Below are 15,483 nucleotides of genomic sequence, written 5' to 3' on the forward strand. Positions count from 1 at the left end.
GGGGCCTTCCAGCGGCCTGTCAGGCCGTCGGCGCAGTGCGCGGCGCCGCGACGGCCGACGGTCCGTCAGCGGCTCATGATGAGGCTCATCGCCTCGGCCCGGGTGGCCGGGTCGCGCAGCTGTCCGCGCACCGCCGAGGTGAGGGTCTTGGCACCGGGCTTGCGGATCCCGCGCATCGACATGCACATGTGCTCGCACTCGATCACCACGATCGCGCCGCGCGGCTCCAGGATCCGCATCAGCGAGTCGGCGACCTGGCTGGTCAGGCGCTCCTGCACCTGGGGGCGGCGGGCGAAGACGTCGACCAGCCGGGCCAGCTTGGACAGACCGGTGATCTTGCCGGTCGCGGCGGGGATGTAGCCGACGTGGGCGACGCCCTGGAACGGCACCAGGTGGTGCTCGCAGGTGGAGAACACCTCGATGTCCTTGACCAGCACCATCTCGTCGTGGCCGAGGTCGAAGGTGGTGGTCAGCACGTCCTCCGGCTGCTGCCAGAGCCCGGCGAATATCTCCTTGTACGCGCGCGCCACCCGGGCCGGGGTGTCCAGCAGACCCTCGCGGTCCGGGTCCTCCCCCACGGCGATCAGCAGCTCGCGGACCGCGTTCTCGGCCCGCTTCTGGTCGAAGGTGCCGATAACGGACTGTCCGTCGAGCGTGACCGGATCGATCATGCGAGCCTCGCAGAGTAGCTGGGGTATAGGGGCTGAACAGCACGGATGCCGCGCCCCCAGGGTACAAACCCGGGTGGCGCGGCATCCATTCCGTCGTGCAACTGCGGCCGGAGCCGCGGGGCTCAGCCCTCGGTGGCCTCGCCGGTGACCGGCGGGAGCTTCACCACGTCCACCGGGGCGGCGCCGGCGGCACCGTTGGTGAGCGCCAGCTCCTTCGGGGACTGCACCGGCGGCCGGGTGGACGGGGTGCGGCGGGACGAACCGGTCCAGGCCGGACGGGCCGGCCGCTTCACGATCGAGGTGAAGATCTCGGCGATCTGCTCCTTGTTCAGGGTCTCCTTCTCAAGGAGCTCCATCACCAGGTTGTCGAGCACGTCCCGGTTCTCGACCAGGATCTCCCAGGCCTCGTTGTGGGCGTTCTCGATCAGCTTCTTGACCTCTTCGTCCACCAGCCCGGCGACCTCCTCGGAGTAGTCGCGCTGGTGGCCCATCTCACGGCCGAGGAACGGCTCGGAGTTGTCGCTGCCGAACTTGATCGCACCGAGCCGCTCGGTCATGCCGTACTGGGTGACCATCGCGCGGGCCGTGGCGGTGGCCTTCTCGATGTCGTTCGCGGCGCCCGTGGTCGGGTCGTGGAAGACCAGTTCCTCGGCCGCCCGGCCGCCCAGCATGTAGGCGAGCTGGTCGAGCATCTCGTTGCGGGTCTGCGAGTACTTGTCCTCCTCCGGCAGCACCATGGTGTAACCCAGGGCCCGGCCGCGGGACAGGATGGTGATCTTGTGCACCGGGTCGGAGTTCGGAGACGCCGCCGCGACCAGGGCGTGGCCGCCCTCGTGGTACGCGGTGATCTTCTTCTCCTTCTCCGACATGATCCGGGTGCGCTTCTGCGGACCCGCCACCACGCGGTCGATCGCCTCGTCCAGGAGGTAGTTGTCGATCAGCTTCTTGTCCGAACGTGCGGTCAGCAGGGCCGCCTCGTTCAGCACGTTGGACAGGTCGGCACCGGTGAAGCCCGGGGTCCGCTTGGCCACCGCGGACAGGTCCACGTCCGGGGCGATCGGCTTGCCCTTCTGGTGCACCTTGAGGATGTCCAGCCGGCCCTGCAGGTCGGGGCGCTCGACCGCGATCTGGCGGTCGAAGCGGCCCGGGCGCAGCAGCGCCGGGTCCAGGATGTCCGGGCGGTTGGTGGCGGCGATCAGGATCACGCCGCCCTTGACGTCGAAGCCGTCCATCTCGACCAGCAGCTGGTTGAGGGTCTGCTCGCGCTCGTCGTGGCCGCCGCCGAGGCCGGCGCCGCGGTGCCGGCCGACCGCGTCGATCTCGTCGACGAAGATGATCGCCGGCGCGTTCGCCTTGGCCTGCTCGAACAGGTCGCGGACCCGGGAGGCACCGACACCGACGAACATCTCGACGAAGTCGGACCCGGAGATCGAGTAGAACGGCACGCCCGCCTCACCCGCGACGGCGCGGGCGAGCAGGGTCTTGCCGGTTCCGGGCGGGCCGTAGAGCAGCACGCCCTTGGGGATCTTCGCGCCGACCGCCTGGAACTTCGACGGCTCCTGCAGGAACTCCTTGATCTCGTGGAGCTCCTCCACCGCCTCGTCCGCCCCGGCCACGTCGGCGAAGGTGGTCTTCGGGGTGTCCTTGCTGAGCAGCTTGGCCTTGGACTTGCCGAACTGCATGACCCGGGAGCCGCCGCCCTGCATCTGGTTCATCAGGAACAGGAAGACCAGCACGATGACCACGATCGGCAGCATCGACAGCAGCAGGCTGACGAAGGTGGACTGCTTCTCGGGGCTGATCGTGTAGCCCTGGGCGGGCATGAGGTTGGGGTTGCTCGACATCTGCTCGGCCAGGTCCTTGCCCTGCGAGCCGATGTACGAAGCCTGGAACTTGGTGCCCGAGGGGACCTTGCCGTTGCTGCCGGCCGACAACGAGGTGCCGTCCTTCAGCTCGATCTTGATCGTCTGGGAGTCACCGGTGGTGATCTGCGCCTGCTTGACGTTGCCAGCGTTGATCGCCTGGACCACCTGGCCGGTGTCCACCGTCTTGTAGCCGTTCGAGTCCGAAACGACGTTCATCAGCACAATGACGGCGACGACTGCCAGGAGGATCCATGCGATCGGCGCGCGGAAGTATCGCTTGACGTCCATCCATGCGGGGCGTTGCCGCCCCGTCCCTCCTGCCACTCAAACGGCACCTGGCGGCCTTCTGCCGTCGGCGCTTCCGATGGTGTGCGTGCGCACCCCGCTCCGCGGTACCGCGCCTCCAACACCTGGAGGCGACAGTACGAAGAACGGGTAATTTGACCGTACAGCAGTAATGCCCCGCTCTGTGGAAGCGCGGCGGTACGGTCTATGCAGTTGTCCGTTCGCCGACTCCAACGGGTGGAACCGGTGGGGTGTTCCCCTGAGTGCCGGTCGGTACTCAGCCGCCGTACACGTGTGGGGCGAGCGTACCGATGAACGGGAGGTTGCGGAGCTTCTCCGCGTAGTCCAGTCCGTAACCGACCACGAACTCGTTGGGGATGTCGAAGCCGACGTACTTGACGTCGATCTCCACCTTGGCCGCGTCCGGCTTGCGCAGCAGGGCGCAGACCTCCAGCGAGGCCGGGCCGCGCGAGCCCAGGTTGCCGAGCAACCAGGACAGGGTCAGCCCGGAGTCGATGATGTCCTCGACGATCAGCACGTCGCGGCCGGCGATGTCGGTGTCCAGGTCCTTGAGGATCCGCACCACGCCGGAGGACTTGGTGCCCATCCCGTAGGAGGAGACCGCCATCCAGTCCATGGTGACCTGCGAGTGCAGCGCCCGGGCCAGATCGGCCATCACCATCACCGCGCCCTTGAGGACGCCGACGATCAGCAGGTCCTTCCCGGCGTAGTCCCGGTCGATCCGCTCCGCCAGCTCCGCCAGCTTCGCGTCGATCTCGTCCTTGCTGATGAGCACCTTCGCCAGGTCGGCGCCCATGTCCTTGTCGTCCACCGGGAATACGTCCTCAAGGGTTCGTGGTCCTGTGCCGGCGGTCAGTCTTTCCGCCGCCGAAACACCAGGTTGCCACACCTACGGGTGACCTCGACGCCCCCGGGTAGCTGGAGCGGCCCCTGACCGCGCCATCCGGTCACCAGCAGGTCCACCGATTCGAGGTGCCGGGCGAACAGGTCGCCGGCCGGGGAACCGGTGCGCAGCGCGATCCGGCGCAGCACCCGGCGGCGCACCGCGGCGGGCAGTTCGGCCAGGTCGGCCACCGCGAGCTCGCCCCGGCCGTCGTGCGGATCACGCCGGTAGAGCCGCTGCTCGGCGCGGCCGGCCCACTCGTCGAGCGCGTCCGCGTCGTCCCGGAACAGCCGGGCGGTGCGGGCCAGCGCCTCGACCACGCCGTTGCCCAGGTGCTTCTCCAGCACCGGCAGCACCTCGTGCCGGACCCGGGCGCGGGTGTAGGCCGGGTCCAGGTTGTGCGGGTCCTCCCAGACCGGGATGGACTGCGCGGCGCAGGCCTGCCGGGTGGCGGACCGGTCCACGTCCAGCAGCGGGCGCAGGTAGCGGCCCTTGCGCCCCGGCATGCCGGCCAGCGAGCGGGAGCCGGAGCCGCGGGCCAGGCCCAGCAGCACGGTCTCGGCCTGGTCGTCGCGGGTGTGGCCGAGGAAGACGGCCAGCGCCCGGTGCCGCTCGGCGGCCTCGTCCAGCGCGGCGTAGCGGGCCTCCCGGGCGGCGGCCTCCGGGCCGCCCTGGCGGCCCACCCGGACCGCGACGGCCTCGACCGGGTCCAGCCCGAAGGCGCGCAGCCGGTCGGCCACCTGGCGGGCCCGGTCGGCGCTGCCCGACTGCAGGCCGTGGTCGACGGTGACCGCGCCGACCCGCAGGCCCAGCTTGGGGGCTTCGAAGGCGGTCGCGCTGGCCAGTGCCATCGAGTCGGCGCCGCCGCTGACCGCGACCAGCACCAGCGGGGCGTCGGCGGCGGCGGGCGTGCGGGGCAGGCCGGAGGGGTGGCGGCGGGCGTTGCCGATCAGCACGGTGGCGGGGCTGCCGGCCGTGGCGGGGGACGGCACGGCGGCGGGCTGCCGGTTGGGGGCGGGGACGGGCGCGGGCACGCCGGACGCGACGGCCTCGGCCGCCAGGTCCGCGAGGGCGCGGCGGACGGCCAGGCGTATCGCCGCGACCGCGGGGTGTGGGGCCATGGGAAGCAGCTCCTCGGACGGGGGGATCCGGCCAACGGGTGACCGGGTGCTCACAGATCGTCGCAGAACGGGGAGCACGCCCGAGCCCCCCGCGCCACCGGTACGACCTCGGTCCCACGGACGGGTGAATGCAGAAACGTATCGGCGCCCGGGGGTCTCACTCGTCCGGGGGCTTCGGTTGGGACTGGCGTCCGACCCGGGCCACCCAGGCCGCCGGGTCGTGGATCTCCTCCTTGGTCGGCAGGGTGTTCGGCGAGGTCCACACCCGGTTGAAGCCGTCCATCCCGATCCGGTCCAGCACCGCCCGGACGAAGACCGCGCCGTCCTGGTACTGCCGCAGCTTGGCGTCCATCCCGAGCAGCCGACGGAGCATCAGGTCCAGCCGGCCGGCGCCCCGGTCGCGGCGGCTCTGGAACTTCTCCCGGATCTCCGTCACGCTCGGCACCACGGCCGGCCCGACCCCGTCCATCACCACGTCGGCGTGGCCCTCCAGCAGCGACATCACCGCCGTCAGCCGGGCCAGCACCTCCCGCTGACGGGGCGTCTGGACCACCTCCAGCAGCCCGCCGGCGCCGCTCGCCGGGCGCTCCCCCGGGGCCAGCGCCTCGCGCAGCCGCTCCAGCAGGGCCACCGGCTCCACGTCGGTCTCGGCCAGGAAGGCCTGCACCTCGGCCTGCACGTGGTCGCGCAGCCACGGGACGGCGCTGAACTGGGTGCGGTGGGTCTCCTCGTGCAGGCAGACCCAGAGCCGGAAGTCGTGCGGATCGACGTCCAGCTCCCGCTCCACCTGGACGATGTTGGGCGCCACCAGCAGCAGCCGGCCCGGGCCCGCGGTGACCGGCGCGGTGCGCTCGTCCGACCCCCCGGGGCCGTCCGGGTCGACCCGGCCGAGCCGGGGCTGGTCGAACAGCCCGGCCGGGCTGTCCGGGGCGCTCGGGGCCGGCTCGGCGGCGGCGAAGGTCTCGTACTGGCCGAGCACCTTGCCGGAGAGCAGCGCCAGCACCGCACCGACCTCCAGGCCGGTCACCTTGCTGCCGACCGCGCCGAGCACCGCGCCGCCCGGGGTCTCGGCCCGGCGGGCCGCCAGCTTGGCGGTCAGCGGGGCGATCACGGTGCGGAAGCCTGCCACGTTGGCCCGCACCCAGCCGGGCCGGTCCACCACCAGCACCCGGGCCGGGTCCGGACCGCCGGACCGCCGGCCGGCGGGGGCCGCCACCATCCTGGTGTACTCGCGCACCGCACCCTCGGCCGCCCGCGCGTGCTCGCGCAGTTCGGCGACCACGGCCGCGGCCTCCTCCCGGCTGACCGCCGGGCCGGGCCGGGCCAGCCTGGTCGCGGTCGCGACCGCGAGATTCCAGTCGACCATGTCCGCACCGCCGCTCGCGCTCGTCATGGCTTCACCGTACGTGCTGGACGGCGCGGGCGGCACCGTTCAGCGGCAGCCGCAGGAGGCGAGCCGGGTGACGATCCGGTCCATCGCGTACCGGGCCGCGTTGGCGTCCGGCGCGCCCTTGGACATCAGGGCGAAGACCAGCACCCGGCCGTCGGCGTCCACCACGGTGCCGGCCAGCGTGTTGACCCCGGTCAGCGAGCCGGTCTTGGCCCGGACCAGGCCGGCCCCGTCGCCGGAGCCCTGGGAGGCCAGGTAGCGCTTGGCCAGGGTGCCGGTGAAGGCCCCGATCGGCAGGCCGGTCAGCACCGGGCGCAGCTGCGGGTGGTCCGGCGCCGCCGCCATGGCCAGCAGGTCGGCCAGGAAGACCGGCGGGATGGTGTTGCGGACGTTCAGCCCGCTGCCGTCGTTCAGCTGCACGCCCTGCATCGGCAGGCCGAGCTTGGTCAGTTCGGCGGTGACCGCGGCGGCGCCGCCGTCGTAGCTGACCGGTTGGTGCGCGGCCAGCGCGACCTGACGGGCGATCGCCTCGGCCAGCGTGTTGTCCGAGTTGGTCAGCGCCCGCTCGACCAGCCGGCCGATGGTCGGCGACTGCACCTGGGCCAGCGGGGCCGCACCGGCCGGGGCGGCGGCCTCCTTGGGCTTGTCGGCCACCTTGATGCCCTGGGCGCCCAGCAGGTCGGTGAACCTGGCCGCCGCCTGGCCGGCCGGGTCGACCACCCGGACCGGGGCGTCGGTGTCGTCGGTGGCGGTCTGCCGGCCCTCGTCGACCATCAGCGCGGACATCGGGCCGATGTTGGTGCCGTCGTTGAACGGGTGGAACGGCGAACCGGTGTACAGCGAGGTGTCGACGTCCAGGTGCACCGTCGTCAGGCCTGAGGCCTTCAGCGCGGCGGCGGTCTGCTCGGCGAGCGCGGGCAGCGAGGCGGGGGCGGAGTCGCCGTCCACCGGGGCGCCGCCGATCCGGATCTGATCCGGGTTCAGCCCGGTCAGCGTCGGGTCGCCGCCGCCGACCAGCACGATCTCGTCCGCCCCGGCGCCCTTGACCACCTTGGTGGTCAGCCGGGTCTGCGGGGGGAGCAGGCTGAGCGCGGCCACCGAGGTGGCCAGCTTGGTGGTGGAGGCGGGGGTGGCCGGACTGCCCTCGCCGGAGCCCAGCAGCAGCTTGCCGGTGGTGCCGTCGGCGATCGCGTAGTTCAGCGTGGCCATCGCCTTGTCGCCGGTCAGCTGGCCCAGCGCGGCCTGCAGTCCGGCGGTGCTGGGCAGCCCGTCCGCCCCGGTCAGCGCTGGTTCCAGCACGGCCGGCGCGGCGCTCGCCGCGGGCGCGGCGCCCTGCTCGGGCGCCGCCGGATGCGCGGGTGTGCCACCCGCCAGAAGAGCGAATCCGGTCGCTACCGCGAGCCCCGTCCCGACCAGGCCCCGCCGAGTCCCTGCCACTGCCCAACCCCTTTCCCGATCACCTGCCCCCGTAGGAGACACTTGGATTCTGTCAGTCCCTACCTTGGAGGCACCGTTGGAGTTCGACGTCACCATCGAGATCCCGAAGGGCTCCCGCAACAAGTACGAGGTCGACCATGAGTCCGGTCGCCTCCGCCTGGACCGGATGCTCTTCACCTCGACCCGTTACCCGGCCGACTACGGCTTCGTCGAGGGCACTCTCGGCGAGGACGGCGACCCGCTGGACGCTCTTGTCATCCTGGACGAGCCGACCTTCCCCGGCTGCCTGATCAAGTGCCGCGCGATCGGCATGTTCAAGATGACCGACGAGGCGGGCGGCGACGACAAGCTGCTCTGCGTCCCGGCCACCGACCCGCGCTGGGAGCACCTGCGGGACATCCACCACGTGTCGGAGTTCGACCGCCTGGAGATCCAGCACTTCTTCGAGGTCTACAAGGACCTGGAGCCGGGCAAGTCGGTCGAGGGTGCCGAGTGGGTCGGCCGTGCCGACGCCGAGGCCGAGATCACCGCTTCGATCAAGCGGCTGGCGGACCAGGGCGACTCCCACTGATCCGCTCGTCGGGGCCGTCGGCGCACTGGGTGCCCGGCGGCCCCGTCGGCTTTCCCGGCCCGGTCAGTCGGTCGTCGGTCAGTCGGCCGCCGGCCGGTCGGCCAGCAGATCCTCCACCCGGGCCTCGCCCTCCCGGTACCGCCGGGTGATCTCGGCGCTGCACCAGTCCGCGGTGCGCTGCAGCCCGGAGCGCCGGCCGGAGACCTCCCGCTCGTGCGCCGTCAGCCGGTCCAGCGCGGCCAGCAGTTCGGCCGAGGCGTGCGCGGCCAGGTCGGCCAGCCGCACGTCGCCCATCAGGGCGTCCGCCTGCTCCTGGTACTGCTCGCCGCGCGGCGTGCCCAGCGTGACGTGCCGGGCCGACTGGCGCACGTGTGACGGACTGTCGGCGAGGATCTGCGGCAGCCGGTGCAGCAGCGTCTCGGCCGGTGGCGGCACCGGGCGCAGTTCCAGGGTCCGGCGGTCCAGTTCGGCCCGCAGGATGTCCACCCGCCCCTGCAGCAGCCGGCGCAGGTAGGACAGATCGGCCTCCTGCTCCAGTGCGTCCCTGCGCACGGTGCGCAGTTCGGCAAGGCCCAGCCCGGCCAGCTCCGTCGTGTCCATCGAGCAACCACCTGCCGTCGCGTACCTCGGTCCCACCCTTGCTCCGCCCACCCGACGGGTTGCACGACCGACGGCCCCTCAGGGGTTCCCCGCCCCGCCACTGCCACCCACCCGGGCGAGCCGCGCCTGAACCGGTGTTCGGTCGGCACGAACGGCCGTCCGAGCCCGACGGGCGCGCTGACTCCCCGATCGTGCCACCCCCGGGCCCGGCGCGCGGCGCAGATGCACCCGTACGGCCGCCTGGCGAACGGGTGCGTCTGATATGACCTGGCAGTCACCGCCACCCGGCGGGGCCGGTGCACAATGGCCCGCATGCGAGCAGTGGTGCAGCGGGTGAGCGAGGCCTCCGTGACGGTGGCCGGGGAGACGGTCGGGGCGATCAGCAGGCCCGGGCTCTGCGTGCTGGTCGGGGTCACCCATGGGGACACCCCGGAGCAGGCCGCCCAACTGGCCCGCAAGCTCTGGTCGCTGCGGCTCTTCCCGGGCGAGACCGCCGATGGGAGTGCTGGGGAACTGTCCTGCTCCGACTTCGACGGGCCGCTGCTGGTGGTCAGTCAGTTCACCCTCTACGGCGACGCCCGCAAGGGCCGCCGCCCCACCTGGAACGCCGCCGCGCCCGGCCCGGTCGCCGAGCCGCTGGTGGACGAGGTGGTGGCGCGGCTGCGGGCGCTCGGCGCCACCGTGGAGACCGGCCGGTTCGGCGCGGACATGAAGGTCGCGCTGGTGAACGACGGCCCGTTCACCGTGCTGCTGGAAGTCTGACCCGCCGCCAGAACCCCGCTTGGGGGCACCTCCCGGCCGAAGGCTGGGGGAGCCCGCTCAGGGCTCGACCACGACGTCCTGGGTGCCGGGCACGGTGCCGGCCAGCAGCACGCCGTCCACCGGGGTGTTCCGCTTCACCAGGGCGAGGGCGATCGGACCCAGCTCCCAGTGCCGGGCCGAGGAGGTCACGAAGCCCACCGGGCGACCCGTGGGGTCGGCGGCGGTGCGCAGCTCGGTGCCGTGCGGCGGCAGCGTCTCCTCGGTGCCGTCGAGGTGCAGGAAGACCAGTCTGCGCGGCGGCTTGCCCAGGTTGTGCACCCGGGCCACCGTCTCCTGGCCGCGGTAGCAGCCCTTGTTGAGGTGCACGGCGGTGCGCAGCCAGTCCACCTCGTGCGGGATGGTGCGGTGGTCGGTCTCGAAGCCGAGCCGGGGGCGGTGCGCCTCGATCCGCAGCGCCTCGTGGGCCCAGACGCCGGCCGGGCTGCCGAGCCCGGCGGCCACCGCGGCCAGCTCGGCGCGGGGCACGAAGAGGTCGCGGCCCCAGGGCAGTTCGCGCACCGCGGCGGCCCCGGGAGCGGCGGCGTGGCCGGCCGGCAGGTGCAGCACGGCGTACTCGGCGGTGGCGTCGGCGACCTCCACCCGGTACATGAACTTCATCTTCTCCAGGTACGCCAGCAGCTCGGCCTGGGTACCGGGCTCCACGTGCGCCCAGGTGGTGGTGCCGTCGTCGACCAGGTAGAGCGCGTGCTCCACGTGGCCGTGCGGGGAGAGGACCAGCGCCTCCGCGGCCTGGCCCGCGGGCAGTTCGCTGACGTGCTGGGTGACCAGCAGGTGCAGCCAGGCCAGCCGGTCCGGGCCGGTCACGGTGATCACGCCGCGGTGCGAGAGGTCGGTGAAGGCCCGGCCGCCGGCCAGTTCGCGCTGTTCCCGGAACAGGTCGCCGTAGTGCGCCGCGACCCCTTCGTCGGGCCCTTCGGCGGGGACGGCTCCGGGCAGCGACAGCAGCGGGCTCTTCATGCCCGCCAGCTTACGACCCGCCGTGCTCCAGCTTGGCGGTGCAGTCGGCGCACCGGCCGAAGATGGCGAAGTGCTTGAGGTCGGTGTCGAAGCCGTGCTGCTCGCGCAGCGCGTCGGTGAGCGGCGCGGCGATCGCGGTGCCGGTCTCGGTGACCGAGCCGCAGTCCCGGCAGACCAGGTGCAGGTGGTGGTGCCGCCCGGCCAGGTGGTAGGTCGGCGCGCCGTGACCGAGGTGGGCGTGCGAGACCAGGCCCAGCTCCTCCAGCAGCTCCAGGTTCCGGTAGACGGTGGAGATGTTGACCCCGCTGGCGGTCCGCCGGACCTGCGCCAGCACCTCCTCCGGGGTGGCGTGGTCGAGCGCGTCCACCGCCTCCAGCACCAGTTGGCGCTGGGGGGTGAGCCGGTAGCCGCGCTCGCGCAGGTCGGCCTTCCAGTCGGTCGTACCGTCGGTCACTGCGTCTGACGTCCCTCGCTCGTGGGAAGCCGGTCAGCGGAAGAAGGCGATCCCGTCGTCCGGCAGGTCGTTGACGTCCTTGATCAGCTGCGCCGGGTTGAGCACCTTCTTCAGCTGCGCGGACATGTAGGGCCGCAGCGGCACCTCGGGGGCGGCCTTCTCGCCGACCCAGAGCAGCTCGTCGTTGACGAAGCCGTAGAGCCGCTTGCCGCCGCTGTAGGGGGCCGAGCCCTCGACCCGGGCGACCGCGTCGGTGGCCAGGTCGATCTGCGGCTTGCCGTCGGCGAGCCGGCCGTACCAGATCTCCACGGTGCCGTCGTCGCGGACCAGCGAGACCTCGACCTCGCGCTCGCCGCTGGTGCCGCGCTGGTTGGTGGTCACCCGCCAGAAGGCGTGCTCGGTCTCCAGCGGCCGGACCTTCTCGCCGGCCTCGTCCAGCACCCAGGTCCGGGAGCGGAACTCCAGGAAGGGGCGGCCGTCGTGCCGGAAGACGATCTCCTGGCCGAAGTTGCACTTCTCCGAACCAGGGAAGTCATGGACGCCCGCGCCCTCCCAGGTACCGAGGAGGAAGGCCAGCGAAACGACGTCCGGGTGGAGGTCAGAGGGGATCTCGATCATGGTCCTGATCAATTATCGGAGACGGAAGGACTGCGGTCCCTACGGTACGCGAGCGGTCAGCGCTGGCCCTGGTACAGCTTCATCACGGAGAACGCGGCGAACCAGACGATCACGATGGACATGACGGCAAGCAGCACGTCGAAGAAGATCTCAAGGCCACTCATGGTGCGCTCCGGATTCGGCGAGGTACGGACGGACGGTGACGGCGCGAGTCTATCGGTCGGCCACCGCGCCGACGCGGTGAGGGCTGCCACACAGGGTCTAGGCTGACGGCGTGTCGAAGAAGCTGGTCATCAAGGTCACCGCCGGGGCGGACGCGCCGGAGCGCTGCTCGCAGGCCTTCACCGTGGCGGCCGTGGCGGTCGCCAGCGGGGTCGAGGTCTCGCTCTGGCTCACCGGGGAGTCCGCCTGGTTCGCGCTGCCCGGTCGGGCGGCCGAGTTCGAGCTGCCGCACTCGGCGCCGCTGCCGGACCTGCTGGAGGCGCTGCTGGCGGCGGGCACGGTCACGCTCTGCACCCAGTGCGCGGCCCGGCGCGGCATCGAGGCGGCCGACACGCTGCCCGGTGTCCGGATCGCGGGCGCCCAGGTCTTTGTCAGCGAGATCATGGCCGACGGCGTGCAGGCGCTGGTCTACTGACGGCCCTCGGGGTCGCGCGGGGGTTCCTGGTCCGGTCGGTCCCGGTCGTGGCCCGGCTTCTCCCACTCCGGGTCGTCCCAGCGCGGGTCCTGCCACCAGTCGTCCTCCGGGTCGCGCCGGTTGGCGAAGATCGCGGCCAGCGGCGGGATCACCATCGCCACCACGCACATGCCGATCGCCGCACCGACCGAGAAGAACCGCACGACTCCCCAGGCCAGCACGAAGAGCCCCAGGCAGCCGGCCATCATCAGGAAGTAGTAGCGGTGTCGCGCGCGCTGCTGCACACCTTCACGGTAAATCGACGAGCCCCCGCGCGGGCAGGGGCTCGTCGTTGATCCGTACCGTTCGGACGGGTCAGACCGCGATCGGGACCTCGGTCAGCGCGCCCTTGGAGGCGACCACCTTGCGGTCCACGGTCGCGCCCGGGACCAGCGCGCGCACGGTCCACTGGCCCTCGGCCGCGAAGAAGCGGAACTGGCCGGTCGCCGAGGTCGGCACCTCGGCGGTGAACTCACCGCTCGCGTCGAGCAGTCGGACGTAGCCGTTGACCGGCTCGCCGTCGCGGGTCACCGAACCCTGGATGATCGTCTCGTTCGCCACGTCAACTCCTGCCAGGTCCGGGCCGCCGGCCTTCGCACCACACATGTCTCGTTCTCCTTGCTTGCGAAGCCGCGCGGGCTCAGTTGCCGAGCTCGATCGGAACGCCGACCAGGCTGCCGTACTCGGTCCACGAGCCGTCGTAGTTCTTGACGTTCTCCTGGCCGAGCAGCTGGTGCAGCACGAACCAGGTGAGCGCGGAGCGCTCGCCGATCCGGCAGTAGGCGATGGTGTCCTGGCCCAGGTCCACGCCCTCGGCCGCGTACAGGGCGCGCAGCTCGTCGTCCGACTTGAAGGTGCCGTCGTCGTTGGCGTTCTTCGACCACGGGATGTTGCGGGCGCTCGGCACGTGGCCGGGGCGCTGCGACTGCTCCTGCGGCAGGTGGGCCGGGGCGAGCAGGCGGCCGGAGAACTCGTCGGGCGAGCGGACGTCGACCAGGTTCTTGTTGCCGATGGCGTTCACCACGTCGTCGCGGAAGGCGCGGATCGCGGTGTTCTGGGCCTGGGCCTTGTACTCGGTGGCCGGGCGGGCCGGGACCTCGGCGCCGTCCACCAGGTCGCGGGAGTCCAGCTCCCACTTCTTGCGGCCGCCGTCCAGCAGGCGGACGTCCTGGTGGCCGTAGAGCTTGAAGTACCAGAAGGCGTAGGAGGCGAACCAGTTGTTGTTGCCGCCGTAGAGCACCACGGTGTCGTCGTTGGCGATGCCCTTGGCGCTGAGCAGCGCCTCGAAGCCGGCCTGGTCGACGAAGTCGCGGCGGACCGGGTCCTGGAGGTCCTTCTTCCAGTCGATCCGGACGGCGTTCTTGATGTGGTTCTTGTCGTACGCGGAGGTGTCCTCGTCCACCTCGACCACGACGACCTTCGGGTCGTCCAGGTGGGCCTGGACCCAGTCGGCGTCGACCAGGACGTCGCTGCGGCTCATGTGATGTCTCCATCCGGGGGCGGTTTGCGGAAGGTGAGTGGTCCCGGTCGGCGGGTCCAACAGCCGGTCATCCGTCCCACTTGTCCGAAATTCTGTCCGGATAGTGGGATGGGGCGGCCATGGACGCCGTCACGGGCGGGTGCTGCGGAAGTTCGTCGAAGAGCTGTGGCCGCAGGCGCTGCGCGCCTGGTCAGGCCACGGATGCGGGCAGGGCGGCGGCTCGATTCTGCCGGAGCGGACCGCCGGTCACCGCGTGCGACACAGGCAGGCAGCCACGCGGCAGAGGTCTACCGCCCGCCGCTTGGTGAGATGTGCCTGTCGCTTCATGGGAACGATGCTAGGGAGCCGAACGCCGCGCTGTCACCAGCGTGTCGAATCCTGAGACAAAAACGACCGGATTGTGGGATTGGCAGGGTTTCCGGCCTTGTCCCGCCGGGTTTCGGTCCGTCTCAGCTGTTGGTCAGCGTCACCTTGGTGCCGGTGAACTTCAGCTCCAGCCCGCCCGGCTGCGGCGCCACCGAGTCCAGGTGCAGGCCGACCGGCAGATCCTGCAGGGTGAAGCTCTTGGCGCCCAGGTTCTGCTGGATCATGCCGCCGACCCCGGGCAGCGCGCCCAGCTCCGGCGGCAGGTCGCCGACGCTGCCGACGTGGATGACGTCGCCGTTGTTGACCAGCTTCACGGTGCTGGAGATCTTCTGGCCGAGCACCGAGTAGTCCACCTTGACCAGGCCGGGACCGCCGTAGCCGAGGGTGATCTTCGGGTCCAGCCCCATCAGGTCGTGCACCTGCTGGTAGCCGACCAGGCCGGAGCCGGAGCCGGAGTCGACGGTCGCCGAGGTGTAGCCGGAGTTCACCTGAACCCCGTTCAGCTCGGCCTTGAAGTCCTGGAGTTGGACCGTGCCGCCGTCGCCGGTCACCTTCATCTCGCTGGCCGAGAGCCGCACCTTGCCGAGCTTCCTGTCGATCAGGTCGGTGAGGAAGGGCATGTCGTCGATGGTCACCGTGGGCTTGCCCGAGATGCCCTGGCGGTCGGCCAGCTTCTGGGCCGCCTGGTCCTCGGCCACCCCGACCGCCACCCGGTCCGCGCCGACCAGCAGGCCGGCGACGACCACGACCGGCACGGTGACTTTGATCCAGGTCCGCATCGCGTTCTCTCTCCCCGTCGGCGACTGTCGGTGTTCCCGGGACATCATCCCGAAGGTTCGGCGAGCCACCCCGCTCGGGGTGACTCGCCGGTACGACGATCCGACGGTGTGCTTGGTTCCGCCGCGCGGCGCGCTCAGCCCCCCGCGAACGGCGGCAGCACCTCGACCGTGCCGCCCTCGTGCAGCGGCACGAATCGCCGGTCCCGGGTGCCCACCGGCTCGCCGTCCACCAGATAGGAACAGATGTCCAGCAGGCGGACCAGCTCGGGCCGGTCGGCGTGCCGCAGCCGCACCTGCTCCAGCGCCTCGGCCAGGGTGGCGGCCCGGTACGGCTCCTCGCCGGTGCCGGCCGCCGACTTGGCGGCGGCCCAGTAGCGGATGGTGCCCGCCACGGCGTTGCCGGCGCTCTCGGTGTCCGTGGTCTCGGTGTCTGTCGTCGCGGTGTCTGTGGTCGCGGTCATGGCGCCCCCTTCTTGAACAGGGCTTC

At 71.7% G+C, this 15,483-nt stretch carries 19 protein-coding genes; 3 read left to right on the plus strand and 16 right to left on the minus strand.

From position 1 onward, the window contains the following. Positions 1-65 precede the first annotated feature (65 nt). The 6 genes from folE to dacB form a co-directional block, all read right to left on the minus strand. Positions 66-671, minus strand: coding sequence for a GTP cyclohydrolase I FolE (folE, locus tag FHX73_RS11355; protein WP_145904901.1), 606 nt, complete (start codon positions 669-671; stop codon positions 66-68). A 122-nt stretch (positions 672-793) separates the two neighbouring features. Then, a complete protein-coding gene (ftsH, locus tag FHX73_RS11360; protein WP_145904902.1) occupies positions 794-2,824 on the minus strand; it encodes an ATP-dependent zinc metalloprotease FtsH in 2,031 nt (676 codons plus the stop codon). Positions 2,825-3,098: 274 nt separating this feature from the next. Then, a complete protein-coding gene (gene hpt / locus FHX73_RS11365; protein WP_145904903.1) occupies positions 3,099-3,653 on the minus strand; it encodes a hypoxanthine phosphoribosyltransferase in 555 nt (184 codons plus the stop codon). A 41-nt stretch (positions 3,654-3,694) separates the two neighbouring features. After that, positions 3,695-4,846: a tRNA lysidine(34) synthetase TilS gene (gene tilS, locus FHX73_RS11370; protein WP_145904904.1), complete on the minus strand. Its 1,152-nt coding sequence runs from the start codon at positions 4,844-4,846 to the stop codon at positions 3,695-3,697. A 157-nt stretch (positions 4,847-5,003) separates the two neighbouring features. Then, positions 5,004-6,239 (minus strand): zinc-dependent metalloprotease, encoded by a 1,236-nt coding sequence (locus FHX73_RS11375; RefSeq protein ID WP_145904905.1) that lies wholly within the window; start codon positions 6,237-6,239, stop codon positions 5,004-5,006. Positions 6,240-6,278: 39 nt separating this feature from the next. After that, on the minus strand, positions 6,279-7,673 hold the full coding sequence (gene dacB / locus FHX73_RS11380; RefSeq protein ID WP_170304888.1) for a D-alanyl-D-alanine carboxypeptidase/D-alanyl-D-alanine endopeptidase: 1,395 nt from the start codon (positions 7,671-7,673) through the stop codon (positions 6,279-6,281). Positions 7,674-7,749: 76 nt separating this feature from the next. Here dacB and FHX73_RS11385 point away from each other — a divergent pair, with 76 nt between their 5' ends. Beyond that, positions 7,750-8,244, plus strand: coding sequence for an inorganic diphosphatase (locus FHX73_RS11385; RefSeq protein ID WP_145904907.1), 495 nt, complete (start codon positions 7,750-7,752; stop codon positions 8,242-8,244). A 78-nt stretch (positions 8,245-8,322) separates the two neighbouring features. Here FHX73_RS11385 and FHX73_RS11390 read toward each other — a convergent pair whose 3' ends face one another. Beyond that, on the minus strand, positions 8,323-8,844 hold the full coding sequence (locus FHX73_RS11390; protein ID WP_145904908.1) for an RsiG family protein: 522 nt from the start codon (positions 8,842-8,844) through the stop codon (positions 8,323-8,325). Positions 8,845-9,156: 312 nt separating this feature from the next. On the opposite strand from FHX73_RS11390, the gene dtd reads away from it, so the two are divergent. Further along, positions 9,157-9,606: a D-aminoacyl-tRNA deacylase gene (dtd, locus tag FHX73_RS11395; protein ID WP_145904909.1), complete on the plus strand. Its 450-nt coding sequence runs from the start codon at positions 9,157-9,159 to the stop codon at positions 9,604-9,606. Positions 9,607-9,663: 57 nt separating this feature from the next. Here the strand turns inward: dtd and ygfZ are convergent, their stop codons facing one another. From ygfZ to FHX73_RS11410, 3 genes are read right to left on the minus strand one after another with little or no spacing between them, the layout of a single operon-like run. Next, a complete protein-coding gene (ygfZ, locus tag FHX73_RS11400; RefSeq protein WP_145904910.1) occupies positions 9,664-10,623 on the minus strand; it encodes a CAF17-like 4Fe-4S cluster assembly/insertion protein YgfZ in 960 nt (319 codons plus the stop codon). 10 nt (positions 10,624-10,633) lie between these two features. Beyond that, positions 10,634-11,077, minus strand: a complete 444-nt coding sequence (locus FHX73_RS11405; protein ID WP_145904911.1) for a Fur family transcriptional regulator — start codon at positions 11,075-11,077, stop codon at positions 10,634-10,636. 33 nt (positions 11,078-11,110) lie between these two features. Further along, positions 11,111-11,695: a heme-binding beta-barrel domain-containing protein gene (locus FHX73_RS11410; protein ID WP_145904912.1), complete on the minus strand. Its 585-nt coding sequence runs from the start codon at positions 11,693-11,695 to the stop codon at positions 11,111-11,113. Between the two features lie 274 nt (positions 11,696-11,969). Between FHX73_RS11410 and FHX73_RS11415 the strand changes: the two genes are divergently transcribed. Next, positions 11,970-12,332 carry a DsrE family protein gene (locus FHX73_RS11415; protein ID WP_145904913.1) on the plus strand — a complete coding sequence of 121 codons (363 nt, stop codon included), beginning with the start codon at positions 11,970-11,972 and terminating at the stop codon, positions 12,330-12,332. Here the strand turns inward: FHX73_RS11415 and FHX73_RS11420 are convergent. The 6 genes from FHX73_RS11420 to FHX73_RS11440 all read right to left on the minus strand — a co-directional run bounded on the left by FHX73_RS11420 (position 12,326) and on the right by FHX73_RS11440 (position 15,457). Beyond that, a complete protein-coding gene (locus tag FHX73_RS11420) occupies positions 12,326-12,580 on the minus strand; it encodes a DUF3099 domain-containing protein (RefSeq protein WP_425461438.1) in 255 nt (84 codons plus the stop codon). The genes FHX73_RS11415 and FHX73_RS11420 overlap by 7 nt on opposite strands. A gap of 106 nt (positions 12,581-12,686) precedes the next feature. Next, positions 12,687-12,977, minus strand: coding sequence for a DUF1416 domain-containing protein (locus FHX73_RS11425; protein WP_101381718.1), 291 nt, complete (start codon positions 12,975-12,977; stop codon positions 12,687-12,689). 34 nt (positions 12,978-13,011) lie between these two features. Continuing rightward, positions 13,012-13,851, minus strand: a complete 840-nt coding sequence (locus FHX73_RS11430) for a sulfurtransferase (protein ID WP_145904915.1) — start codon at positions 13,849-13,851, stop codon at positions 13,012-13,014. A 246-nt stretch (positions 13,852-14,097) separates the two neighbouring features. Continuing rightward, positions 14,098-14,178, minus strand: a complete 81-nt coding sequence (locus FHX73_RS47640; protein WP_425461439.1) for an Ms5788A family Cys-rich leader peptide — start codon at positions 14,176-14,178, stop codon at positions 14,098-14,100. A 122-nt stretch (positions 14,179-14,300) separates the two neighbouring features. After that, positions 14,301-14,996, minus strand: coding sequence for an LmeA family phospholipid-binding protein (locus FHX73_RS11435; protein WP_170304889.1), 696 nt, complete (start codon positions 14,994-14,996; stop codon positions 14,301-14,303). A 134-nt stretch (positions 14,997-15,130) separates the two neighbouring features. Then, on the minus strand, positions 15,131-15,457 hold the full coding sequence (locus tag FHX73_RS11440; protein ID WP_145904917.1) for a MoaD/ThiS family protein: 327 nt from the start codon (positions 15,455-15,457) through the stop codon (positions 15,131-15,133). Positions 15,458-15,483: the final 26 nt, after the last annotated feature.

The organism is Kitasatospora viridis (genome assembly GCF_007829815.1).
Lineage (GTDB): Bacteria > Actinomycetota > Actinomycetes > Streptomycetales > Streptomycetaceae > Kitasatospora > Kitasatospora viridis.